The sequence below is a fragment of the Massilia phyllosphaerae genome, from assembly GCF_034659755.1.
Taxonomy (GTDB): domain Bacteria; phylum Pseudomonadota; class Gammaproteobacteria; order Burkholderiales; family Burkholderiaceae_D; genus Telluria; species Telluria phyllosphaerae.
Genome location: NZ_JAXSQX010000006.1, coordinates 204,384 through 228,515 on the forward strand (window position 1 = coordinate 204,384; position 24,132 = coordinate 228,515).

At 63.9% G+C, this 24,132-nt stretch carries 24 protein-coding genes and 1 other RNA gene; 17 read left to right on the top strand and 8 right to left on the bottom strand.

Annotated elements, in window-relative coordinates; all coding sequences use genetic code 11:
* Positions 1–137: 137 nt before the first annotated feature.
* Entirely contained in the window at positions 138–608 is a 471-nt protein-coding gene (locus U1H99_RS22170) for a PEP-CTERM sorting domain-containing protein (RefSeq protein ID WP_323143880.1), read from the bottom strand.
* A gap of 524 nt (positions 609–1,132) precedes the next feature.
* On the opposite strand from U1H99_RS22170, the gene U1H99_RS22175 reads away from it, so the two are divergent.
* The 5 genes from U1H99_RS22175 (at position 1,133) to U1H99_RS22195 (ending at position 5,124) form a co-directional block, all read left to right on the top strand.
* Positions 1,133–2,077: a DnaJ C-terminal domain-containing protein gene (locus tag U1H99_RS22175; RefSeq protein WP_323143881.1), complete on the top strand. Its 945-nt coding sequence runs from the start codon at positions 1,133–1,135 to the stop codon at positions 2,075–2,077.
* 1 nt (position 2,078) lies between these two features.
* Positions 2,079–2,396 (top strand): chaperone modulator CbpM, encoded by a 318-nt coding sequence (locus U1H99_RS22180; protein WP_323143882.1) that lies wholly within the window; start codon positions 2,079–2,081, stop codon positions 2,394–2,396.
* Between the two features lie 74 nt (positions 2,397–2,470).
* Positions 2,471–3,802 carry an Nramp family divalent metal transporter gene (locus U1H99_RS22185; RefSeq protein WP_323143883.1) on the top strand — a complete coding sequence of 444 codons (1,332 nt, stop codon included), beginning with the start codon at positions 2,471–2,473 and terminating at the stop codon, positions 3,800–3,802.
* A gap of 89 nt (positions 3,803–3,891) precedes the next feature.
* Entirely contained in the window at positions 3,892–4,449 is a 558-nt protein-coding gene (locus U1H99_RS22190; RefSeq protein ID WP_323143884.1) for a type 1 glutamine amidotransferase domain-containing protein, read from the top strand.
* An 84-nt stretch (positions 4,450–4,533) separates the two neighbouring features.
* The gene (locus tag U1H99_RS22195; protein WP_323143885.1) at positions 4,534–5,124 is read left to right on the top strand and encodes a type 1 glutamine amidotransferase domain-containing protein; all 591 of its coding nucleotides are present in this window, start codon (positions 4,534–4,536) and stop codon (positions 5,122–5,124) included.
* On the opposite strand, the gene U1H99_RS22200 is transcribed toward U1H99_RS22195, so the two are convergent.
* From U1H99_RS22200 to ompA, 7 genes are all read right to left on the bottom strand, one after another.
* The gene (locus U1H99_RS22200) at positions 5,075–5,734 is read right to left on the bottom strand and encodes a hypothetical protein (RefSeq protein ID WP_323143886.1); all 660 of its coding nucleotides are present in this window, start codon (positions 5,732–5,734) and stop codon (positions 5,075–5,077) included. The two genes, U1H99_RS22195 and U1H99_RS22200, sit on opposite strands and share 50 nt — an antisense overlap.
* A gap of 413 nt (positions 5,735–6,147) precedes the next feature.
* A complete protein-coding gene (locus tag U1H99_RS22205) occupies positions 6,148–6,501 on the bottom strand; it encodes a hypothetical protein (RefSeq protein ID WP_323143887.1) in 354 nt (117 codons plus the stop codon).
* A gap of 353 nt (positions 6,502–6,854) precedes the next feature.
* Positions 6,855–7,213: a transfer-messenger RNA gene (ssrA, locus tag U1H99_RS22210) on the bottom strand.
* Positions 7,214–7,329: 116 nt separating this feature from the next.
* Positions 7,330–7,959: a glycine zipper 2TM domain-containing protein gene (locus U1H99_RS22215; RefSeq protein WP_323143888.1), complete on the bottom strand. Its 630-nt coding sequence runs from the start codon at positions 7,957–7,959 to the stop codon at positions 7,330–7,332.
* A gap of 233 nt (positions 7,960–8,192) precedes the next feature.
* Entirely contained in the window at positions 8,193–8,900 is a 708-nt protein-coding gene (locus U1H99_RS22220; protein ID WP_323143889.1) for an HAD family hydrolase, read from the bottom strand.
* Positions 8,901–8,911: 11 nt separating this feature from the next.
* Positions 8,912–9,631: a bifunctional 2-polyprenyl-6-hydroxyphenol methylase/3-demethylubiquinol 3-O-methyltransferase UbiG gene (gene ubiG, locus U1H99_RS22225; protein ID WP_323143890.1), complete on the bottom strand. Its 720-nt coding sequence runs from the start codon at positions 9,629–9,631 to the stop codon at positions 8,912–8,914.
* A 179-nt stretch (positions 9,632–9,810) separates the two neighbouring features.
* Positions 9,811–10,524, bottom strand: a complete 714-nt coding sequence (gene ompA, locus U1H99_RS22230) for an outer membrane protein OmpA (RefSeq protein ID WP_323143891.1) — start codon at positions 10,522–10,524, stop codon at positions 9,811–9,813.
* A 398-nt stretch (positions 10,525–10,922) separates the two neighbouring features.
* Here ompA and gyrA point away from each other — a divergent pair, with 398 nt between their 5' ends.
* From gyrA to U1H99_RS22290, 12 genes are all read left to right on the top strand, one after another.
* Positions 10,923–13,538 carry a DNA gyrase subunit A gene (gene gyrA, locus U1H99_RS22235; RefSeq protein WP_323143892.1) on the top strand — a complete coding sequence of 872 codons (2,616 nt, stop codon included), beginning with the start codon at positions 10,923–10,925 and terminating at the stop codon, positions 13,536–13,538.
* A gap of 76 nt (positions 13,539–13,614) precedes the next feature.
* Positions 13,615–14,190 (top strand): DUF2059 domain-containing protein, encoded by a 576-nt coding sequence (locus tag U1H99_RS22240; RefSeq protein ID WP_323143893.1) that lies wholly within the window; start codon positions 13,615–13,617, stop codon positions 14,188–14,190.
* An 83-nt stretch (positions 14,191–14,273) separates the two neighbouring features.
* Positions 14,274–14,822, top strand: a complete 549-nt coding sequence (locus U1H99_RS22245) for a DUF2059 domain-containing protein (protein ID WP_323143894.1) — start codon at positions 14,274–14,276, stop codon at positions 14,820–14,822.
* Positions 14,823–14,836: 14 nt separating this feature from the next.
* Positions 14,837–15,922, top strand: coding sequence for a 3-phosphoserine/phosphohydroxythreonine transaminase (gene serC, locus U1H99_RS22250; protein ID WP_323143895.1), 1,086 nt, complete (start codon positions 14,837–14,839; stop codon positions 15,920–15,922).
* A 141-nt stretch (positions 15,923–16,063) separates the two neighbouring features.
* Positions 16,064–17,134, top strand: a complete 1,071-nt coding sequence (gene pheA, locus U1H99_RS22255) for a prephenate dehydratase (protein WP_323143896.1) — start codon at positions 16,064–16,066, stop codon at positions 17,132–17,134.
* A gap of 133 nt (positions 17,135–17,267) precedes the next feature.
* A complete protein-coding gene (gene hisC / locus U1H99_RS22260) occupies positions 17,268–18,371 on the top strand; it encodes a histidinol-phosphate transaminase (protein WP_323143897.1) in 1,104 nt (367 codons plus the stop codon).
* Positions 18,371–19,279 carry a prephenate dehydrogenase gene (locus tag U1H99_RS22265; protein WP_323143898.1) on the top strand — a complete coding sequence of 303 codons (909 nt, stop codon included), beginning with the start codon at positions 18,371–18,373 and terminating at the stop codon, positions 19,277–19,279. The genes hisC and U1H99_RS22265 overlap by 1 nt, the downstream gene beginning before the upstream one ends.
* Before the next feature lie 14 nt (positions 19,280–19,293).
* Positions 19,294–20,625, top strand: a complete 1,332-nt coding sequence (aroA, locus tag U1H99_RS22270) for a 3-phosphoshikimate 1-carboxyvinyltransferase (protein WP_323143899.1) — start codon at positions 19,294–19,296, stop codon at positions 20,623–20,625.
* Positions 20,626–20,638: 13 nt separating this feature from the next.
* On the top strand, positions 20,639–21,301 hold the full coding sequence (gene cmk, locus U1H99_RS22275; RefSeq protein ID WP_323143900.1) for a (d)CMP kinase: 663 nt from the start codon (positions 20,639–20,641) through the stop codon (positions 21,299–21,301).
* A 141-nt stretch (positions 21,302–21,442) separates the two neighbouring features.
* The gene (gene rpsA, locus U1H99_RS22280) at positions 21,443–23,149 is read left to right on the top strand and encodes a 30S ribosomal protein S1 (RefSeq protein WP_323143901.1); all 1,707 of its coding nucleotides are present in this window, start codon (positions 21,443–21,445) and stop codon (positions 23,147–23,149) included.
* Between the two features lie 46 nt (positions 23,150–23,195).
* On the top strand, positions 23,196–23,501 hold the full coding sequence (locus tag U1H99_RS22285; RefSeq protein WP_008446215.1) for an integration host factor subunit beta: 306 nt from the start codon (positions 23,196–23,198) through the stop codon (positions 23,499–23,501).
* 302 nt (positions 23,502–23,803) lie between these two features.
* A complete protein-coding gene (locus U1H99_RS22290; protein ID WP_323143902.1) occupies positions 23,804–24,121 on the top strand; it encodes a LapA family protein in 318 nt (105 codons plus the stop codon).
* The last annotated feature ends 11 nt before the right edge of the window (positions 24,122–24,132 follow it).

The following is a 24,132-nucleotide window of genomic DNA, read 5'->3' on the forward strand; positions in this document are numbered from 1 at the left end:
CTGACTAATTGCTAAGGCCGGGTGACGGTACCCGGCGCAATGGAAGCCGGTTAATACAGGCCGTAAAAAACGGCCGGGGCAACACCGTATCGACGGTATTGCCCCGGCCAGGTGCTACGCTTCAGGCAAGGCGCGGATCAGTGCGCCTGCTTGGCGGCGCGGCGGCGGCGGTAACCCAGCGCTGCCAGGCCGGCGCCGATCAGCAGTGCGCTTGCCGGTTCCGGCACCTCGCCGCCCGGGGTGCCCGGATCGACCGGCGGCAGCACGGTGCCGCCTTCCACGTTGAAGGTGATGGTGCCGAAGTTCCAGCGGCCGTCCGGATCGACCTGGGAGTCGTCGAAATCTTCGTAGAACTCCAGGCGCAGGATGCCGTCGGCGCCGACGTTGAAGGACAGGCCCAGGGCTGCCAGGTCGGCCGAGTCCGAATACGTCGCCGTGCCCGCAAAATCGTCACCCGTGCCCGGATTGAAGATAACGCCCTCGAAGAAGTCGGAATCGGTGAATGCCAGGCCGATTTCCGACAGCCAGCTCGGCGTGAAAGCCGTCACGTTGACAGAATAGGTAATGGCGGTGATGGTCGCATTGGCACCGACATTGTAGGTCAGCACCGTATTACCCGGATCACCAATTTCACCGACGCTCTGGACACCGGTGATATCCACGGTCAAAGGTGCGGCAAACAGCGAAGTGCATGCAAAGAACGACAGACTGGCGATTGCTTTTGCAACGGAACTCAGCTTCATCAAAACCTCCCTAGTTGTTTGAGCCCTTCGTGTATGCAAGTACCGTGCCAAAAAACCACATTAATTTAGATCATTGATTCCATTTGGAAAAGTTAATAAAGATTAACTTTAGTTATTGATGAGTGTAAAAAATATCGGCACTTTAATTCCCAAATCGGGTAAGGATTATTTTTCGTACGCATACCCCGCCTCTATTATTATTTCCCGACAACTAACATTATTAAATCAAGGAATTAAATCGGTCCTTTCATAAACTTTTTTACGATTCCCAAAGCCTTGTGCTACACCATTCTTCCGAGATCGTGTTTAGTTGAAAAGCAAGCTTGCGAACCTCATATGCCACTCCAGTGAACCATCCAACCCGATTGAATTGATCCAGGAGCAAGCTCGTGGAATACAAGGACTACTACAAAGTACTCGGCGTGGAACGCACCGCGTCCGCCGACGAGATCAAGAAGGCGTATCGCAAGCTGGTGCGGCAATACCACCCCGACGTCAGCAAGCACAAGGATGCCGACGCCAAGACCAAGGAAATCAACGAAGCCTACGACGTGCTGGGCGACGCCGAGAAGCGCGCCGCCTATGACGAACTCGGCCGTGGGTACCGGCCCGGCCAGGAATTCCGGCCGCCGCCGGACTGGGGTTCGCAATTCGATTTCAACGGCGCCGAAGGCAACGATTTCTTTGCCGACCTGTTCGCCCATGTCGGCCGCCGTGGCCGTACGGGTGGAGCCGGCATGGGCGGCATGGGTGGCGGCGGCTTCCGTATGGCCGGCGAGGACATCCATGCCGCCATTGCCATCGACCTGCGCGACGCCTACCAGGGTGCCACCCGCACGGTGACCCTGCGCGTGCCCGAACAGGATGCGTCGGGCCGTACCGTCACCCGCGACAAGACCCTCAGCATCACTATCCCGAAGGGCATCACCCCGGGCCAGCAGCTGCGCATGAAGGGGCAGGGCCATCCCGGGGTCAAAGGCGGGCCGGCCGGCGACATCTACCTCGAAGTGCAGCTGAACCCGGATGCGCGCTACCGCCTCGAAGGCACCAACGTCTACGAGAACGTGCCGGTGGCGCCGTGGGAAGCCGCCCTCGGCGCCAGTATCTCGGTGCCGACGCCGTCCGGCCCGGTCGAGGTGACGGTGCCGCCCGGTTCACAGAGCGGTCGCAAGCTGCGCCTGAAGGGCCGCGGCATCCCGGCGGCGCAGCCGGGCGACCTGTACCTGATCCTGGACGTGGTGCTGCCGCCTGCCAGCAGCGACCGTGCGCGCGAGCTGTACGAGGCGATGGCGCGCGACCTGGCCTTCAATCCCCGTGAACGCATAGGAGCATGAGATGGTGATTCAGCAAAGCCTGAGTGGCGTGCTGCTGGACGAGGTCGCCCTGACGCTCGAGGAACTGGCACGCGCCTGCGATGTGGAACCGGACTGGGTGGTGCGCCACGTGCACGCCGGCGTGCTCGGCAGCCAGGCCGAAGTGCAAGTGACTGCCCTGCGCTTCCGCAGCATCGACCTGATGCGCGCGCGCCGCTTAGTGCGCATCGAACGCGATTTCGACGCCAACGAAGACCTGGCGGCCCTGGTGGTCGACATGGCCGACGAGATCCGCCGTCTGCGTACACGCATGCAGGTGCTGGGCAATAAAACGGCTTGAAGAAGCGGGTCCGAGCGGACTCATCTAAACCAAGGGTTTGCGCTAGAATCGGTTGATCCGACTGCGCAAACCCCATGTTCAAGCTACCCACCACCGCCACCGCCCCGTTCTGTCCCTCCGAAGTCTCCGGCACCGTCACGGTTCCCGAGAGCGACCCGTTCTGGAAGAAAGTCATCCGCTACGCCGGCCCCGGCCTGATGGTGTCGGTCGGCTACATGGATCCGGGCAATTGGGCGACGGCCATCCAGGGCGGCTCCCAGTTCGGCTACCAATTGCTGTTCGTGGTGGTGCTGTCGAGCCTGGCGGCAATCGTGCTGCAATGCCTCAGCATGCGGCTCGGCATCGTCACCGGCAAGGACCTGGCCGTGCACTGCCGCGAGCAATATTCGCCGCTGTCGGCCAAGGCACTGTGGCTGTTCGCGGAACTCTCGATCATCGCCTGCGACCTGGCCGAGGTGCTCGGCTGCGCGCTCGCCTTCCACCTGCTGCTCGGGGTATCGCTGCCGACCGGGGTGGCGCTCACCGCGCTCGACACCCTGCTGATCCTGGCGCTCAAGGGCAAGGGCTTCCGCCAGCTGGAAGCCATCATCCTGGCGCTGATCGCCACCATCGCCATCTGCCTGTTCGCGGAACTGGCGCTGGTCTCGCCCGACTGGCACGCGGTCGCGGCCGGCCTGGTGCCCTCGCTCGAAAAAATCGCCGACCGCGACGCGCTCTACCTCGCCATCGGCATCCTGGGCGCGACCGTGATGCCGCACAACCTGTACCTGCATTCGTCGGTGGTGCAGACCCGCGTCGCCTCGCTCGGCATGCAAGGCCGGGAAGGGCGCCTGGCCGAAGCGATCGGGATGTCGCGCATCGACACCGTCGTGTCGCTGATCCTGGCGCTGTTCATCAACGGCGCCATCCTGGTGCTGGCCGCTGCCGCTTTTCATAAACCCGGCGGGGGCAACGTGATGGACATCGACCAGGCCTATTACCTGCTGGCGCCGGTGGCCGGCACCGCCATGGCCGCCATCCTGTTCGGCCTGGCGCTGCTGGCGTCCGGGCAAAGCTCGACCTTCACCGGTACCATCGCCGGCCAGGTGATCATGGAAGGCTTCCTCAAGATGAAGATCCCGTGCTGGCAACGGCGCCTGATCACGCGCGCCCTGGCGCTGGCGCCAGCCATGGTCGGCGTGCTGACGCTGGGCGACCACGCGATCGGCAAGATGCTGGTCGGCAGCCAGGTCGTGCTCAGCATGCAGCTGCCGTTCGCCATGTACCCGCTGATCCGCCTGACCGGCCGCAGCGACCTGATGGGACGCTTCGTGAACGCCTGGTGGACGTCGAGCCTGGCCTGGTGCCTGTTCGTGGTGATTTCCGCCGCCAACATGTGGATGGTGTGGCAGGCGCTGTCCGGCTGAGCAGGTACTCACCACGCATACGGGCGCCGTGGTCGCGTCATGCCCTCTACAATGAATATTCTGATAATCATTGTTCAAGTGGAGGTCACATGCAACAAGCTTCATCCCCGGCCCTGCAGGGCAAACGCGTCGCCATCCTGATGACGGACGGCGTGGAGCAGGTCGAGTACACCGGGCCGCGCAGCTTCCTGGAAGAGCAGGGCGCGACGGTGACGCTGCTGTCGCCGAAAGCGCCTGGCGAGACCATCCAGGGCTTCAACCAGCTGACCCCGGACCAGACCTTCAAGGTCGAGCGGGACGTGCGCGGCGCCAACCACGCCGACTTCGACGCGCTGGTGCTGCCGGGCGGCGTCGCCAACCCGGACCAGCTGCGCCTGTCGGCCGAATCGATCGCCTTCATCCACGCCTTCGGCATGGCCAACAAGCCGATCGCCGCCATCTGCCACGGCCCCTGGACCCTGATCGACGCCGAACTCGTCACCAACCGCCAGATGACCAGCTGGCCGACGCTGCAGGTCGACCTGGAAAATGCCGGCGCAAAATGGAGCGACCAGCAGGTCGTGGTCGACGGCAAGCTGGTCACCAGCCGCAAGCCGGACGATATCCCGGCATTCAACCAGGCGATCCTGGGGCAGCTCCAGCAGTAAATGCCTGCCGGACACCGCGCGCCGTGCCGGCCGCGGCGTGCCTAGAATGGTTCCATGACTAGTTGACGAATCATGGAGGTTCTTATGTTGGAACAAGCTGCCGGCAAGCCGCTGCAAGGCATCCGCGTCGCGATGCTGATGACCGATGGCGTGGAACAGATCGAATACACCAGCCCGCGTTCCTTCCTCGAAGAACACGGCGCGACCGTGGTGCTGGTATCGCCCAAGCCGGCCGGCGCCGAGGTACAGGGCTTCAACCAGCTGCAGCCGGCCGACACATTCAAGGTCGAGCTCGACGTCGCCGACGCCAACCCGACCGACTTCGACGGGCTGGTGCTGCCGGGCGGCGTTGCCAACCCGGATCAACTGCGCATGAGCAAGGAAGCGATCGAGTTCATCCGTGGCTTCCCGGTCGAGGAAAAGCTGGTCGCCGCGATCTGCCACGGTCCCTGGACCCTGATCGACGCCGGCATCGCCACCGCCAAGCACCTGACCAGCTGGCCGAGCTTGAAGCGCGACCTGACCAATGCCGGCGCCGAGTGGACCGACGACGAGGTGGTGGTCGATGCGCGCCTGGTCACCAGCCGCAAGCCGGATGACTTGCCGGCCTTTAACGATGCGTTGCTCAAGGAGTTGATGATGGCGCCGGGGACGGATCCGGGGCCGACGTCGTGACCACCATGGCGTCCGGCGCGGCCGCCGGTTCGGCCAGCAGCGGTGCCGGTTCCTCGCTCATGGCAACCGTGTCGCAGGCCCGTTCCAGCCACCTGAGCTCGGACACCGGCAGGATCACCTCGCCTGCATAGCCTCCCAGCGCCACGGCCAGCGCCGATTGCGCCCGGTTGGCAAACACCAGCACCGACACCGCCGGCTCGCCGGTGACGTTGTCGCGGATGTCCAGCACCCCCAGCTGGAGCGGGAATTCGCGGTCGCGCTGCTCGCGCGACAGGCCGCGCCGCGCCTTCATTTCCGCAAACCGGACCAAGTGGCCGGCTAGGTCGGCGGGCACCGTGCAGCGCTGCGGCGGGCGCTCGTCGGCATAGGTCGATTGCACGTGGAAGCGGGCGCCGCGCGCTGCGCGCTGCAGGGTGGTGATGCCGCTGCGGGTGGCGTAGGTGACCGACAGGATCGCTTCCGGCGCGAAGCTGGCCAGGGTGGTGCCGCGCGCCACCGTCACCGGCGCCGGCGCCAGCACGCGCGGGGCCAGCGCCGCGCCAAGCACGATCCCGGCCGCGAACAGGCCGCAGCCGGCGAGAAGGGCGCGGCGCGGACTCAAGGCATTCATCGGCACACCTCGGTGCGGTCGGGCGTCGCGGGACAAACGATGTGGTGCATGGCCTGGCTCGGGCAGCGGCGAAGCCTCTACGGTGCATGATCGCGCAGCGACGGGATTGATACGCCTCAGCCGGGCGGGCCGGCTGCGCCAATCCGCAGACCCAGGGTGTCCTCAATCGCGCTGGTGTCTCCGGACGGGCACGTCGACCTGGTGACCGGATCGGACGCGCTGCCGGAGCGCTCGGCGGTGGCGGAGAACCTGCGGATGCTGGAAGCGGCTTGAGGGTCGGGGCTTACCGGCTTGTTTCGTTGGCAGTGAGACCGTCGCCCCGGCGAAGGCCGGGGCCCAAGTTCGTCGCGTCGCCCGTTACGCAATATTGGGAATATGGTGCCGGAGATGATGCCGACGACAGTCTGGATGCGTCAGCGCGGGGCGAAATTGACCGGGCGGCTGAGGTAGACGTCCAGCTGGACCAGCAGGTTGCCGCCGACGCCCATGCCGGCGATGCGCAGCTTCATGGTCGACTTGTTGTTCAGCTCCAGCTGGAGCGTGGTGGCGAACGAACCCTTGTCGAGAAAGGGCATGCGCAGCGCGACCGCGCCGTCGACCAGTTCGGCCCGGACGTCGGCCTTGCTGCTCATGCCGACCATGTACTCGAAGCTGCTCAGGCGCAGCGTTTCATTCGACAACTCGGGACCCGAGAGAATGGCTTCCTCGCCGCGTTCGAGCAGGAAGGATTTGGTGTAGGTGACTTCTTTGCCGTTGATTTTCAGCACTGATTTTGCTCCCTGATTTCTGTTTGCTTGCGGTGTGGTTTGCGTTGATTTAATGCTAACACAGCAGGGAGCAGGGGCTTGTTCTTGGCGTGCGTGGGATGGGTATTTAGAAATCAAGGCACAATCCAGAAACCAAGGCACAATCGCTGCGCGATTGCTCCAATGGGCGAATCGGAGAGGCCTTTGCGCTTGCCAGCGCAAAGGCCGCTACGCCGGCGCGCCGCGGTGCGGCGCGAAACCCCGGCTCCCCCCCGCCGCCGGGCCGGGCCCGGGTGCCGGTGCCGACGCTGCAACGAAGTATTCAAAAACAAAGGCCCGCCGGTTTTCACCGGCGGGCCTTTGTTTTTGAATACTGGTGGAGGCGGAGGGAATCGAACCCTCGTCCGCAAGCACTCTACAGACAGTTCTACATACTTAGCACTATCATTTAATTTAACCGGCACAACGGGGATGTGCACCCTGTGTACCAGCGAGTTACCTTAAATTTCGGAAGCAACCAAGTAACCCGGTTGAGTCCTAGCCTCTGTAAATGACTCTACTTGCCTTGCGGCCCACCCCAGAGGCGAGGTAGTGTAGAGCTAGCAGCAATTAAGCTGCGAGTGCGTACGAGTTATCGTTTGCAGTTATTGATTTCTGGATGTATTTACGAGGTAACCAGTCCTCGGTATGCCCTGCGCTGCTTTGCAACCCACGTCGAAACCAGGTCGCCCCCCAACGAAGAACTGCCATTGTACTCCAAACGGCATCGGTGTGCAGCGGGTGTACCAGGCAGAAGTGTCACCAAGTGTAAGTACAGAAGAGGCCGCCTGATTTAGCGGCCTTTTGCACTTAACGGCTGTTGGCGATCTGGTTACCCAGCATGCCGCCGCCGATCACGCCGGCGATGGTGGCCAGCTTGCGGCCGTTGCCGCCGCCGACCTGGTTACCGATCAGGCCGCCCACCACGGCGCCGGTACCGATCGCGACGTAGTTCGGTTGCGGTGCCTGACGCGGTGCCGGGGCGTAGTAGCCATCGTCACGCACGTACTTGGTATGGTGCACCACGCGCGTTTTCGGTGCGGCTTGCTTCACCGGCACTTCCTTGATAACAGTTTCTTTGATCACAACTGGAGCAGGGGCGGGCGCGGCTTGCGCCACCACCGGGACGCTCGGAGCGTACTGGCCCGCAACCGGCTGGGCATAGGCGACCGGCTGGGCGTAAGCCGCTTGCGAACCGACCTGACCCGCAAACTGGGCGGCAGCCGGTGCTGGCATCGCCTGCGATCCAGCCGGTGCCAGCGTGGCCGCATAAGCCGGGTTGACCGCGGCTTTCGCCAATGGGGCCTGCGGTGCGCTGTGCGAGCTCGGCAGGAGGCCGGTGATGGCAGCCGTACCGGCCACGCTGACAACGATCACCGATACCGCAGCGGCGGCCATCAGCGGGTGGATACGTTGGATGGTGTTCTTGATCGCTTCCATGTTCGTCTCTCCTGATACGTCGTGTTGTTTGATGGGAGTAGATTACCCAGTTGCACCGCCGAGAACTAGACTGTTGCCTGTATCAAACGTAAAGATATGTAAGGGATATACTGCAACTAACCGACATAAGTAATCTGCGCCAACAAAAAGGCGGCCATCAAGGCCGCCACAGTCGAGCAGATTACAGCAGGAACGTTTGCAGCGAGGCAGGGGAAACGGCAGCCTGAACCGGATCAGGCTGCCGCAACCGGCACACCGGCAACGCCAGCCACCTCGCGCAAGCGCTCGAACAGATGCGCCGGCGTGGCCAGCAGCATATCCGCACCCCAGGTCACCGGCTCGGTCGCGCCGCAATAGCCCCAGGCACAGGCCACCGTCACCATCCCGGCCGCTTGGCCCGCCTGGATATCACGCAAATCGTCGCCGACATACCAGCACTCGGCCGGATCCAGCCCGAGCCGGCGTGCGCCTTCCAGCAGCGGCGCCGGATGCGGTTTCGCATGCGGCATGGTATCGCCGGACACCACGCAGCCCGCATGCGCCAGCCCGATCTGCGGCAGCAGCGGATCGGTAAACCGCATCGGCTTGTTGGTGACGATGCCCCATTCCATGCCGGCTGCGCGGATGCCGTCCAGCAGTTCATTGACGCCGTCGAACAGCGTGCTGTGCGCCGCCATGTTGGCCTGGTAGCGGTCGAACCACTGCAGGCGCAGCGCTTCGTATCCCTCGTCGCCCGGCGCCAGGCCGAAAGCGGCGCCGATCATGCCGCGGGCGCCGGCCGAGGCGGTCGGACGCAGGATCGCGTAGGGCGTCGGCGCGAGGCCGCGCTCGGTGCGCAGCCAGTTGACGGCCGCTGCGAGGTCGGGCGCGGTGTCGGCCAGCGTGCCGTCGAGATCGAACAAAACGGCGCGCGGCGCACGTGGGCGGGAAGAAAAGGTCATCACACTAATAATTACAGAGGCTTGCTGCAGGCAACCATGTAGTTGACACTGGTGTCCTGGTTCAGCGAATAGATCTTGGTCAGCGGGTTGTAGCTCAGCCCTTTGAGGCCGTCCACGATCAGGCCGGCGTCGCGCGCGAAGGTCGACAGTTCGGCCGGCGTGATGAACTTGGCGTAGTCGTGGGTGCCGCGCGGCAGCATGCGCAGCACATACTCGGCCCCGATCACCGCGAACAGGTAGGACTTCGGGTTGCGGTTCAGGGTCGAGAAGAACACCTTGCCGCCCGGTTTGACCAGGGTGGCGGCGGCGCGCACGATGGCAGCCGGGTCCGGCACGTGTTCCAGCATCTCCATGCAGGTGACGACGTCGAACTGGCCGGGCTCTTCGGCGGCCATGTCTTCGGCGGCGATCAATTTATAGCGGACCTCGACGCCCGATTCCAGGCTGTGCAGGTCGGCGACCTTGAGCGCCTTTTTCGACAGGTCGATGCCGGTGACTTTCGCGCCCTTGCGCGCCATCGATTCCGACAGCACACCGCCACCGCAGCCGATGTCGATCACGTTCTTGCCGCTCAGCGGCACGCGCGCATTGATCCACTCCAGGCGCAGCGGATTGATTTCGTGCAGCGGACGGAATTCGGACGTCGGGTCCCACCAGCGGTGGGCCAGTTCGCTGAATTTCTGGATCTCGAGCGGATCCATGTTGGTCTTGGTGGTGTTGGTCGTAGTCATAGGTCCGAATAATAGCGGAATTGTTCCAGCGCGACGGTTAGGATCAAGAAAAACTTGGAGCGATAGTGCCCGGGGGCAGTAGCGCGCCTTCGCGGGGAGTCGTCTCGGGCAGTGCGCGAGACGACAGGCATAAAAAAACCCCGCCGCAGCGGGGTCTTTCCATACAGCTTCAGCAGCGATTACTGCTGGGTGCCGCGGGTACCGACGACTTCGATTTCCACGCGACGGTTCTTGGCGCGGCCGGCGGCGGAGTTGTTGTCTGCCACAGGCTGCTTTTCGCCCTTGCCTTCGGTGTAGATGCGGGTCGATTCGACGCCCTTGCCCTGCAGGTAGGACTTGACGGCTTCGGCGCGGCGCACCGACAGCTTCTGGTTGTACTCATCGGTGCCGACCGAGTCGGTGTGGCCGACGGCGATGATGACTTCCAGGTTGATGTCCTTCAGCTTGCCGACCAGGTCGTCCAGCGACGCTTTGCCGGCCGGCTTCAGCACGGCCTTGTCGAAGTCGAAGAAGGCGTCGGCCGAGTAGCTGACTTTTTCCGAGGTCGGGACCGGAGCCGGTGCCGGGGCCGGTGCAGGCGCCGGGGCCGGTGCTTCAACCGGTGGCGGCGGCGGCGGGGCGACGCACTTGCCGTTTTCCAGACGCTCCGGCGCCACGCACAGCGGCGCATCGCAACCCGGGACTGCATCCGCCGGGGTCCAGTAGCCGGTACGCCAGCACAGGCCGAAAGGATTGCGGACGATCACGCCGCGGGCATCCTGCGCGTAGGCGCTGTATGGCGTTTTCGCCTGGATGTCAGTCGTCAACGGGGCGTACGGAGGTGCGCTCTGCGCAAAAGCGCTGCCGGCCATCGCTGCCGAAGCTGCAAGCATGAGGGTTGCTATTTTTTTCATATTTTTTCTTCCTTTCGGTAAAATCTTGCCGGTGCGAAACTGCGCAAAAATCGCTGGATGTGAGCAGAATACTAACATCGTGTGCCGCCGAGTCTGTTTCGCATTGTGAAACAAGCAATTAACTTCTCGGCCATTTTGCCACATGGGCTACTTCCGCACGACCGTCAGTTGCTCAATTGTGGTGCATGCGATTTGCCACGTTGTTTGTGCGCAACAAGAGGTTGTGAGCAGTGCGCAAGCTTGACGAACGTTTATGACAAGCATGTGTCAAAACGTCAATTGTGCGTAATTCGCTGTGGTCTGCGGCTTGCTTCCAAATTGCACTGCTGATATAGCGCGCGTGGTAAAATCGTACGCTTGTACTCCCGATTATTCGCCTGAAAGCAATCGACCAGCCAATGGATCAATTCGCAAAAGAAACCGTTCCAATTTCATTGGAAGAAGAGATGCGCAAGAGCTACCTCGATTACGCGATGAGCGTGATCGTGGGGCGTGCGCTGCCGGACGTGCGCGACGGCTTGAAGCCGGTGCACCGCCGCGTGCTGTTCTCCATGCACGAAAGTAATACCGTATTCAACCGCCCGTACGTGAAGTGCGCGCGCGTGGTCGGCGACACCATGGGTAAGTATCACCCGCACGGCGACGCGTCGATCTACGACACCCTGGTGCGCATGGCCCAGGACTTTTCGCTGCGCTATACCCTGGTCGACGGGCAGGGCAACTTCGGTTCCATCGACGGCGACAGCGCCGCGGCGATGCGCTACACCGAGTGCCGCCTGGACAAGATCTCGAACGAGCTGCTGGCCGACATCGACAAGGACACCGTCGATTTCCAGCCCAACTACGACGGCAAGGAAAAGGAACCGACCGTCCTGCCGACCCGCATCCCGAACCTGCTGATCAACGGTTCCTCGGGCATCGCGGTCGGCATGGCGACCAACATCCCGCCGCACAACCTGTCCGAAGTCATCAACGGCGCGCTGCACGTGCTGAGCAACCCGGATTGCACGATCGACGAGCTGATCGAGCTGATCCCGGCCCCGGACTTCCCGACTGCCGGCATCATCTACGGCGTCTCGGGCGTGCGCGACGGCTATCGCACCGGCCGTGGTCGCGTGGTGATGCGCGCCAAGACCCACTTCGAGGAATACGGCAAGGACGGCGGCCGCGTCGCCATCATCGTCGACGAGCTGCCGTACCAGGTGAACAAGAAGTCGCTGCTCGAGCGTATCGCCGAGAACGTGCGCGACAAGAAGCTGGAAGGCATTTCCGATATCCGCGACGAGTCCGACAAGTCGGGCATGCGCGTGGTCATCGAGCTGAAGCGCGGTGAAGTGCCGGAAGTGGTGCTGAACAACCTGTACAAGCAGACCCAGCTGCAAGATACCTTCGGCATGAACATGGTGGCGCTGGTGAACGGCCAGCCGAAGCTGCTGAACCTGAAGCAGATGCTGGAGTGCTTCCTGTCGCACCGCCGCGAAGTGGTCACCCGCCGCACCGTGTTCGAGCTGCGCAAGGCGCGCGAGCGCGGCCACATGCTGGAAGGCCTGGCCGTGGCGCTGGCCAACATCGACGACTTCATCGCCATCATCAAGGCTGCGCCGACCCCGCCGGTCGCCAAGGTCGAGCTGATGCAGCGCGCCTGGGATTCGTCGCTGGTGCGCGAGATGCTGACCCGTACCGAACTGGGCGCTTCCGGCGGCATCGAGGCTTTCCGTCCGGAGCACCTGCCGAAGCACTACGGCATGCAGCCGGATGGCCTGTACAAGCTGTCCGACGAGCAGGCCCAGGAAATCCTGCAGATGCGCCTGCAGCGCCTGACCGGCCTGGAGCAGGACAAGATCGTCAACGAGTACAAGGACGTGATGGCGCACATCGCCGACCTGCTGGATATCCTGTCCAAGCCGGCGCGCGTCACCCAGATCATCACCGACGAGATGGGCCAGATCCGGGCCGACTACACCGAAAACGGCAAGGACGCGCGCCGTTCGGCCATCGAGCACAATGCCAGCGACCTCGAAACCGAAGACCTGATCACCCCGCAGGACATGGTGGTGACCCTGTCGCACACCGGTTACATGAAGTCGCAGCCGATCTCGGAATACCGCGCCCAGAAGCGCGGCGGCCGCGGCAAGCAGGCGATGGCGACCAAGGACGAGGACTGGATCGACCAGCTGTTCATCGCCAACACCCACGACTACATGCTGTGCTTCTCGAACCGCGGCCGCATGTACTGGCTGAAGGTGTGGGAAGTGCCGCAGGGTTCGCGCAACTCGCGCGGCAAGCCGATCGTCAACATGTTCCCGCTGCAGGATGGCGAGAAGATCACCGTGATCCTGCCGCTGTCGGGCGAGAATTCGACCTTCCCGGAAGATCACTACGTGTTCATGGCGACCAGCCTGGGTACCGTCAAGAAGACCCCGCTGCCGGACTTCAGCAACCCGCGCAAGGCCGGCATCATCGCGGTCGACCTCGACGACGGCGACTTCCTGATCGGCGCCGCGCTCACCGACGGCAAGCACGACGTGATGCTGTTCTCGGACGCCGGCAAGGCCGTGCGCTTCGACGAGAACGACGTGCGCCCGATGGGCCGTACCGCGCGCGGCGTGCGCGGCATGAACCTGGACGAGGGCCAGAACGTGATCGCGCTGCTGGTTGCCGAAAACGAGCAGCAGTCGGTGCTCACCGCCACCGAGAACGGCTTCGGCAAGCGCACCCCGATCGGCGAGTACACCCGCCACGGCCGCGGCACCAAGGGCATGATCGCGATCCAGACCACCGAGCGTAACGGCAAGGTGGTGGCCGCGACCCTGGTCGAAAACACGGACGAGATCATGCTGATCACCACCGGCGGCGTCCTGATCCGTACCCGCGTGGCCGAGATCCGCGAGATGGGCCGCGCGACCCAGGGCGTGACCCTGATCGCGGTGGAGGACGGCACCAAGCTGTCCGGCCTGCAGCGCGTGGTCGAGACCGACCTGGAAGAGGTGGAGCTGGAGCAGCCGCCCGAGTAAGGCCTCGCACCGAAGCAGGGAGGGCGCTGTCCCTCCCTTTTTGTTTGTATCCGTCTATCAGTAATTAGGAGTAAGCATGAACAAACGTCTGGCTGCCTTCATCGGCACCCTGGTCCTGGCCGCCGCGCCTGCCGCCGCCTTCGCCTTCGCGCCGCCCGCCGCCATCGATCCCGCCGTCAACAAGGCCGTCAGGGAGCTGCTGGAAAACATGCGTTACCGCGAGCAGACCGCAGCCACCTTCAAGCAGGGCGCGAATGCGCTGCCGCAGATGCTGCTGCGCGCCTATGCCCAGCGCATCGATGCCGATCCCAAGCTGACGCTCGACCAGAAGAAGGCCGAGTTGGCCAAGGTCTCGAAGGACATCCCGAAGCAGGTGGAAGCCGCCGAAAAGGCGCTGGCCAACCCGAAACTGCTGGACGACGCGGTGGACGCCCTGGTGCCGATCTACGCCAGCAAGTTCACGCTGGCCGAGCTGAACGAGCTGAACGCCTTCAACCGCCGCCCGGTGGCCGTCAAGCTGCGCAGCACCATGCCGGAAGTGACCAAGGAAGCGAACACCGTGGTGCAGACCCTGCTGCGCGAGCGCGTGCTGTCGCTGATGCCGAAGCTGCCGCCGCCGCCGCAGGCCGCGCAAGCGCCGAAGGCAAAGTGAAAACCGCCGGGTAGGGATTTTTTGCAAGATTCATGCGAAAATCGGGAGGCACCACTCCCATTCCCTCCCATGCAAGGACAACCGTGAAAACATCGCTCGCCGCCATCGCTTCCGCCATACTCTTCACCTGCGCGCCGGCGTTCAGCCAGGCGGCGGCGCCGTCGGCCGACCCGGCCGTCGTCAACGCGACCCGGCAGATGCTGGAGGCGATGAAGGTGCGCGAGTCGATGCGGACGATGATGGCCACCATGGAACAGCAGATGCCGGCCCAGATGCGCGCCTCGGCCGCCGCCGCCATCAACGCCAACGCCGGCATGACGGCGGCGCAGAAGGCCGAGCAGATGAAGAAGCTCGACGAGGCCGTGGCCGCCAACGCCACGCAGATGCACGCGGTGTTTGCCGATCCGACCCTGGTGGATGAAATGGTCAACGAGACGGTGACGCTGTACGCCGAGACCTATACGCTGGACGAGATCCGCCAGCTGACGGCCTTCTACACGTCGCCGGTGGGCCAGAAGATGCAGGCCAACATGCCCAAGCTGATGGCGCGCAGTTTCGCGATCAGCCAGCGCGTGCTGATGCCGCGCATGCAGAAGATCATGGCCGCCAACGGGCAGGCCGCCGGCAAGTGAGGGTGCAAGGACCGATGACTCAGGTATTCAATTTTTCCGCCGGCCCCGCCGTTCTCCCCAAGGAAGTCCTGCAGCAGGCCGCTGCCGAGATGCTCGACTGGCACGGCAGCGGCATGTCCGTCATGGAGATGAGCCACCGCGGCCCGGAATTCATCTCGATCTACGAACAGGCCGAAGCCGACCTGCGCGAGTTGCTGGCGGTACCAGGCAACTACCGCATCCTGTTCATGCAGGGTGGGGGACTGGGCCAGAACGCGATCGTGCCGCTCAACCTGCTGGGGCGCAAACAGCAGCCAGCAACAATCGATTTCGTGCAGACCGGCTCCTGGTCGAGCAAGTCGGTCAAGGAAGCGAAGCGCTATGCGCGGGTGAACGTGGCGGCTTCCGGCGAGGCCGGCGGCTTCACGTCGGTGCCGCCGCAGGGCGAGTGGAAACTGAGCCCGGACGCGGCCTACCTGCACGTCTGCACCAACGAAACCATCGACGGTGTCGAATTCAACTTCGCCCCTGACGCGGGCGACGTGCCGGTCGTGGCCGACATGTCCTCGCACATCCTGTCGCGCGCGGTCGACGTGTCGAAGTACGGCGTGATCTTTGCCGGCGCCCAGAAGAACATCGGCCCGGCCGGCCTGACCCTGGTCATCGTGCGCGACGACCTGCTGGACAGCGCGCTGCCGATCTGCCCGGGCGTCTTCAACTGGCGCGCCGTGGCCGACGCCGACTCCATGCTGAACACGCCGCCGACCTACGCGATCTATATCGCCGGCCTGGTGTTCGCGCACTTGAAGCGCCTCGGCGGCGTGGAAGCGATGGAACGCATCAATATCGACAAGGCGCGCCTGCTGTACGCGGCGCTGGACGCCGACGATTTTTACCAGAATCGTGTGGCACCGAGCGCCCGCTCGCGCATGAACGTACCGTTCTACCTGCGCGACGAATCCCTGAACGACAAATTCCTGGCCGGCGCCAAGGCGCGCGGCCTGCTGCAACTGAAGGGCCACAAGTCCGTCGGCGGTATGCGGGCATCGATCTACAACGCGATGCCGATCGAGGGCGTGCAAGCCCTGGTCGATTATTTGAACGAGTTCGCCGGGCGTTGAACGGCCGCGATGCATCGTAGGGTGGACGGGTCCCCTGTCCACGCGGTGGTACGCGCCGTCCGAAGACCGCTACGGTAAATCGAAGGGCGCGCGAACACGTGGACGGGAAACCCGTCCACCCTACCCAATAATTAGCAAATCATGACAGACAAACTCCAACCCCTGCGCGAAAAGATCGATGCGATCGACGCGCAAATCCTCGAACTCCTGAGCCAGCGCGGCAAGGTCGCCCAGGAAGTCGGCCACGTCAAGGCCGAAACCATGGCGCCGGTGTTCCGTCCCGAGCGCGAAGCGCAGGTGCTGCGCGGCGTGGCCGAGCGCAATCCTGGGCCGCTCGACAGCCGCGACGTGCAGACCATCTTCCGCGAGATCATGTCTTCCTGCCGCGCGCTGGAAAAGCGCGTGACGGTCGCCTTCCTCGGCCCCACCGGCACCTTCAGCGAACAGGCCGTGTTCCAGCATTTCGGCAGCGCCGTCGAAGCGCTGCCCTGCATCTCGATCGACGAGGTGTTCCGCGCCACCGAAGCCGGCACCGCCGACTACGGCGTGGTCCCGGTCGAGAATTCGTCGGAAGGCGCGATCAACCGCACCCTCGACCTGATGCTGGCCACCACCTGCATCATCAGCGGCGAAGTCTCGATCCCGGTTCACCACAGCCTGATGACCAGAACCGGCAGCATGGACGGCGTGAAGGTCGTGTGCGCGCATTCGCAGGCGCTGGCCCAGTGCCAGGTCTGGCTCAACCTGCACCACCCGGACATCGAGCGCCGCGCCGTCGCCTCCAACGCCGAGGCGGCCGTGCTGGCCAGCCAGGACCCGAGTATCGCGGCGATCGCCAGCGAGATGGCCGGCGAGCAGTACAAGCTGGGCGTGGTGCAAGCCCACATCCAGGACGACCCGCACAACCGCACCCGCTTCGCCGTGATCGGGCGCCAGGCCACAGGCCGCTCGGGCCAGGACCGCACCTCGCTGGTGCTGGCGGTGCCGAACAAGGCCGGCGCCGTCTACGGCCTGCTGGCGCCGCTGGCGACCCACGGCGTGTCGATGACGCGCTTCGAATCGCGCCCGGCGCGCATCGGCACCTGGGAGTACTACTTCTACGTCGACGTCGAAGGCCACCTGCAGGACGTAGCCGTGGGCCGCGCGCTGGCGGAACTGAAGGACAATGCCGCCTTCTTCAAGGTCCTGGGGTCGTACCCGGTAGCGCTGTAGGGTGGGCGCGGCCGGCGTAGGCGCTCCCTGCCCACGCGTAAACGTCGCGTCACGCCTGCTTCGTGGGCTCGGGGAGCCCACCCTACCTTGTAGACGTTACGATTCATTTTCAGAACAGTAGAGAGATTCATTCATGTCGCAATTTGGTCCAGAGTACATCCGCGCCATCGCCCCTTACCAGGCCGGCAAACCCATTTCCGAAGTCGCCCGCGAGTTCGGCCTCGACGAAGCGAAAATCGTCAAGCTGGCCTCCAACGAGAACCCGTTCGGCGTGCCCGAATCGGCGAAGCAGGCGATGGCTGCCGCCGCCGCGGAACTCGGCCGCTACCCGGATGCCAACGGCTTCGAACTGAAGGCCGCGCTGGCGAAGCGCTACGACGTGCCGGCCGACTGGATCACCCTCGGCAACGGTTCCAACGACATCCTCGAGATCGCCGCCCACGCCTTCGTCAAGGCCGGCGAATCGGTGGTGTACTCGCAGTATTCGTTCGCGATCTACGCGCTGGCCGCCCAGGGCGTCGGCGCGCGCGGCATCGCCGCCCCGGCGAAAAACTACGGCCACGACCTCGACGCCATGCTGGCAGCAATTGAAGCGGACACCCGCCTGCTGTTCATCGCCAACCCGAACAACCCGACCGGCACCTTCATCCCGGCGGCCGAGATCGAAGCCTTCCTGGACAAGGTGCCGGCCCACGTCGCCGTGGTGCTCGACGAAGCCTACAACGAATACCTGGAAGCGAAAGACCAGTTCGAGTCGACCGCGTGGGTGCGCAAGTACCCGAACCTGATCGTGTCGCGCACCTTCTCCAAGGCCTATGGCCTGGCCGGCCTGCGCGTCGGCTTCGCGATCGCCCAGCCGGCCGTGACCGACCTGATGAACCGCATCCGCCAGCCCTTCAACGTGAATTCGCTGGCCCAGGCGGCCGCGATCGCGGCGCTGAACGACACGGCCTTCCTGGAAAAGGGTGCCGAGAACAACCGCGCCGGCTACCGCCAGCTGGTCGCCGCCTTCGAGGAACTCGGCCTGGAATACGTGCCGTCGTACGGCAACTTCGTGCTGGTCAAGGTCGGCAACGACGACGGCGCCGGCGCCCGCGTCAACCTGGCGCTGCTGAAGCAGGGCGTGATCGTGCGCCCGGTCGGCGCCTATGGCCTGCCGCAGTGGCTGCGCATCTCGATCGGCCTGCCGGAAGAGAACGCGGCCTTCGTCGAAGCCCTCAAGAGGGCACTCGGTTGATGTTCGATAAGGTCGTCATCGTTGGCGTCGGCCTGATCGGCGGCTCGTTCGCGCTGGGCTTGAAAGCCGCCGGTGCGGCCAGGCACATCGCCGGCCTTGGTCGCTCGAAGGAAGCGCTGGCGCGTGCGCTTGCGCTGGGCCTGATCGACGAGGCCTGCGACAGTCCGGAACAAGCGCTGCGCGGCGCCGACCTGGTGCTGATAGCTGCCCCGGTGGCGCAGACCGCGCCGATTCTGGCGTCGCTGCTGCCATACTTGGCGCCGCACACCATCGTCACCGATGCCGGCAGCACCAAATCGGACGTGGTGGCGGCGGCGCGCGCAGTGATGGGGGAGCGCATCGGGCAGTTCGTTCCGGGCCACCCGATCGCCGGGCGCGAATCGAACGGGCCGGATGCCGCCATCGTTGGCCTCTACCGCGGCAAGAAGACCGTGCTCACGCCGCTGCCGGAAAACGCGCAGGCCAGCGTCGACGCGGTCGCACGGGCATGGAAGCTGTGCGGCGCCATCATCCACATCCTCACGCCGGGCGAGCACGACAAGGTGTTCGCGGCGGTCAGCCATTTGCCGCACCTGCTGGCGTTCGCGCTGGTCGACGACGTCGCGGCCAAGCCGCATGCCGACCTGCTGTTCCAGTACGCGGCCAGCGGCTTCCGCGATTTCACCCGCATCGCCGGCTCGTCGCCGGAAATGTGGCGCGACATCAGCCTGGCCAACCGCGATGCCCTCCTGGGCGAGCTGGATGCCTATCTGGCACAATTGACGCAGATTCGCAGGCGTCTTGCCGCCAGTGACGGCGCCGGGCTCGAAGCCGTGTACGCCAATGCCCAGCGCGCCCGCTGCGCGTGGATCGAAGCGATCGAGGCTGCGGAAAAGCCGCAGCCGGCCGATCAGGAAGCAGGAAAATAAGCAGGAACGCAAACATGACGCAGTCTAAAAACTATCCCCAGCACATCGACCTCGAACCCGTGATGCATGTCGAGGGCACGGTGCGCCTGCCGGGTTCGAAAAGCATTTCCAACCGCACGCTGCTGCTGGCGGCGCTGAGCCAAGGCACCACCACCATCCACGACCTGCTGGCCTCGGACGACACCCTGGTGATGCTGGGCGCGCTCCAGCAGCTCGGCATCAAATGGGAGCAGGTCGACGCGCGCACCCACATCGTGCATGGCGGCGGCGGCCAGCTCCCCAACCACGAAGCCGACCTGTTCATGGGCAACGCCGGCACCGCGATCCGCCCGCTGACCGCGGCGCTGGCCGTGATCGGCGGCGACTACAAGCTGCACGGCGTGTCGCGCATGCATGAGCGCCCGATCGGCGACCTGGTCGATGCGCTGAACGAGGTCGGCGCCCAGATCGAGTACACCGGCGAGCCGGGCTACCCGCCGCTGCGCATCCGCCGCGGCCGCATCGCCACCAGCCGCATGGCGGTGCGCGGCAACGTGTCGAGCCAGTTCCTGACCGCGCTGCTGATGGCGGCGCCGCTGATGGCCAAGGATCACGCGGTGACCATCGACGTGGTGGGCGAGCTGATCTCGAAGCCCTACATCGAGATCACGCTGAACCTGATGCGCCGCTTCGGCGTGACCGTCGAGCAGGCCGGCTGGGCCTCGTTCACGGTGCAGCCGGGCCAGCACTACGCCAGCCCGGGCAGCATCCACGTCGAGGGCGACGCCTCGTCGGCCTCCTACTTCCTGGCGGCCGGCGCCATCGCCGGCGGTCCGGTACGCGTGGAAGGCGTGGGCAAGGACAGCATCCAGGGCGACGTGCGCTTCGCCGATGCGCTGGAACGGATGGGCGCGATCATCACGCGCGGCGACAACTGGATCGAGGCGCGCGCCAACGGCCCCTTGCTGCCCATCGACGCCGACTTCAACCACATCCCGGATGCGGCGATGACGATCGCCGTGGCCGCGCTGTACGCCGACGGCCCCAGCACGCTGCGCAACATCGCCAGCTGGCGAGTCAAGGAAACCGACCGCCTGGCGGCGATGGCGACCGAGCTACGCAAGATCGGCGCGATCGTGGAAGAGGGCGCAGACTACCTGCGCGTGACGCCGCCGGAAGAGCTGTCGCCGGCCACCATCGATACCTACGACGACCACCGGATGGCGATGTGCTTCTCGCTGGCCTCCCTCGACGGCAAGGCCCGGCGCGGAAATGCGATGCGCATCAACGATCCGAAGTGCGTGGCCAAGACCTTCCCGGATTATTTCGAAACCCTTGCGTCGATCGCGAAGAACGATTTGTTCTGATTTATATTTTTACATGCCAAATTCGAACATCCCCGTCATCACCATCGACGGCCCGACCGCCTCGGGTAAAGGCACCGTGGCTCACAAGGTCGCGGACCGCCTCGGCTTCCACCTGCTCGATTCCGGCGCCCTGTACCGCCTGACCGCGCTGTCGGCGCTGCGTCGCGGCACCGCCCTGAACGACGAGCACGCGCTGGCCAAGGTCGCCGAGCACCTGACGATCCGTTTCAACGGCGGCCACGTCTACCTCGGCACGGAAGAGGTGAGCCACGCGATCCGCGCCGAGGAAGTCGGCAATACGGCATCCAGGATCGCGGCCCTGCCGGCGGTACGCCAGGCGCTGTTCGCGCTGCAGCTGGGCTTTCGCGAGACGCCCGGCCTGGTTGCCGACGGGCGCGACATGGGCACCGTGATCTTCCCCGGTGCCCAGCTCAAGGTGTTCTTGACGGCAAGCGTTGAGGCGCGGGCGCAACGCCGATATAAGCAATTGATTGACAAAGGATTTTCTGCTAATATTGACGATCTGCTGGAAGATTTGCAGTCCCGCGATGCGCGCGATACCCAGCGCGCCGTGGCACCGCTGATGCCCGCAGAGGACGCTCACCTGCTGGACACCTCGCAAATGACCGCTGACCAAGCGGTCGAGCAGGTGCTGGCCTGGTACGCGGGAAAATAAGCATTCAAGCTCCCTGTTCGAGGGAGTGCGCGGCGTGCGAACGCCGCGTTTCGTGGTGCCCGGGACGTCCCGGGCGTGTTTCAACCTTAACCCAGTTCAGAGGGCATCTCGCCGTTCTGCTGGCTCACCTTTCAAAAACTCATGGCTACTGCAGCAAATCAAGATACCGGCATGGAAAGCTTCGCAGCACTCTTCGAAGAGTCGCTGTCGCGTCAAGACATGCGTTCGGGCGAAGTCATTTCGGCCGAAGTCGTCCGTCTGGATCACAACTTCGTGATCGTCAACGCCGGCCTGAAATCGGAAGCCTTCATCCCGATCGAAGAATTCAAGAATGACCAGGGCGAACTGGAAGTCAACGTGGGTGACTTCGTTTCCGTGGCCATCGAATCGCTGGAAAACGGTTTCGGCGATACCATCCTGTCGCGCGACAAGGCCAAGCGCCTGGCATCGTGGCTGGCTCTGGAAAAAGCAATGGAGTCGGGCGAGATCGTCACCGGCACCGTCAACGGTAAAGTCAAAGGCGGCCTGACCGTCCTGACCAACGGCATCCGTGCCTTCCTGCCGGGTTCGCTGGTCGACACCCGTCCGGTCAAGGACACCACCCCGTTCGAAGGCAAGACCCTGGAATTCAAGGTCATCAAGCTGGACCGCAAGCGTAACAACGTCGTGCTGTCGCGTCGCGCCGTCATCGAAGCATCGATGGGCGAAGAGCGCGCGAAGCTGATGGAAACCCTGAAAGAAGGCACCGTGGTTACCGGCGTCGTCAAGAACATCACCGACTACGGTGCGTTCGTTGACCTGGGCGGCATCGACGGCCTGCTGCACATCACCGACCTGGCATGGCGTCGTGTGCGTCACCCGTCGGAAGTCCTGACCGTCGGCCAGGAAATCACCGCCAAGGTCCTGAAGTACGATCAGGAAAAGAACCGCGTCTCGCTGGGCGTCAAGCAACTGGGCGACGATCCGTGGACCGGTCTGTCGCGTCGTTACCCGCAAGGCACCCGCCTGTTCGGTAAAGTCACCAACCTGACCGACTACGGCGCATTCGTCGAAGTCGAGCAAGGCATCGAAGGCCTGGTGCACGTGTCGGAGATGGACTGGACCAACAAGAACGTGGCCCCGAACAAAGTCGTGCAGCTGGGCGACGAAGTCGAAGTCATGGTCCTGGAAATCGACGAAGAGCGTCGTCGTATCTCGCTGGGCATGAAGCAGTGCAAGGCGAATCCGTGGGACGATTTCGGCATGACCCACAAGAAGGGCGACAAGGTCAAGGGTTCGATCAAGTCGATCACCGACTTCGGCGTGTTCATCGGCCTGCCGGGCAACATCGACGGCCTGGTGCACCTGTCCGACCTGTCGTGGACCGAGTCCGGCGAAGAAGCCGTGCGCCGCTTCAAGAAGGGCGACGAGCTGGAAGCCGTGGTCCTGGCCATCGACGTCGAGCGCGAGCGTGTTTCGCTGGGCGTGAAGCAGCTGGAAGGCGACCCGTTCAACAACTTCGCTTCGCTGAACGACAAGGGCACCCTGGTCACCGGCACCGTGAAATCGGTTGAGCCGAAAGGCGCCGTGATCGCGCTGAACGAAGAAGTCGAAGGCTACCTGCGCGCTTCGGAAATCTCGCGTGACCGCGTGGAAGATGCCGGCACCCACCTGAAAGTGGGCGACAAGGTCGAAGCCCTGGTGATCAACATCGATCGCAAGGCACGCAGCATCCAGCTGTCGATCAAGGCAAAAGACAACGCCGACACCAACGAAGCGATGCAGCGCCTGCAGTCCGACAACAGCGCAGCCACCGGCACCACCAGCCTGGGCGCCCTGCTGAAGGCAAAGTTCGATAATAAGAACTGAGCAAGAACTAAGCAAGGGTTGATAACCTGAGAACCGGAGCGAGCAGATGACCAAGTCCGAGCTGATCAACCGCCTGGCTGAGCGTTATTCTCAGCTGGTGGCCAAGGATGCGGAATATGCAGTCAAGACCATTCTCGATGCGATGACCAACGCCCTGGCGACCGGGCAGCGCATCGAGATCCGCGGTTTCGGCAGCTTTGCGCTGAACAGCCGGCCGCCCCGCATCGGACGCAACCCGAAGTCCGGCGACAAGGTGATGGTGCCCGAAAAACGGGTGCCCCACTTCAAGCCGGGCAAGCAGTTGCGCGAGCGGGTCGACGCGATGGTCGGGCAACCGATCATCGAAGACTGAAGTCGTCTGCGCGAGCGGGCAAGAACGGCGTCTCCTTTTGGGGATGCCGTTTTTTTTCGTGGTGCGTATTTCGAATTGATTTTGGCTACGTACGCATGAACGTCGCCCCTGCGGAGGCAGGGGTCCAATTTTGCTGAGCAGCCTCGAAAAACGTTGTAGGCTATGCAAACAAACTTGGACCCCTGCCTTCGCAGGGGCGACGCCTGAGGCGTCGCTTCGCGACGGCCTGAGGCGTCGTTTTGAAAACTCATTTCAAATATGCGACACTGCGCCTTTAAAGTTATTGCCCACGGGACCTGCCGATGAAATTTGTCTCGACGATTGCCGGATGCCTGCTGTTTGTCCTGTTCTTTTTCTTCGCCCTGAAGAATACCGACCAGGTCGACCTGCATTTCTTCCTGGGCTACGAATTGCGCGGCCCGCTGGTGCTGATGTTGCTGGCGTTTTTCATCGCCGGTGCCTTCCTCGGCATCCTGGCGGTCACGCCGACCGTGTTCCGCCACCGCCGCGAGAGCTCGCAGCACAAGGACACGATCCAGGCCCTGCAGAACGCCGCCGGTACCGCCACGGCGAGCGGGATCCAGGCTCCGCAGCCGGACAGCGTCGCCTCGCGCGGCTGATGCCGACCGGC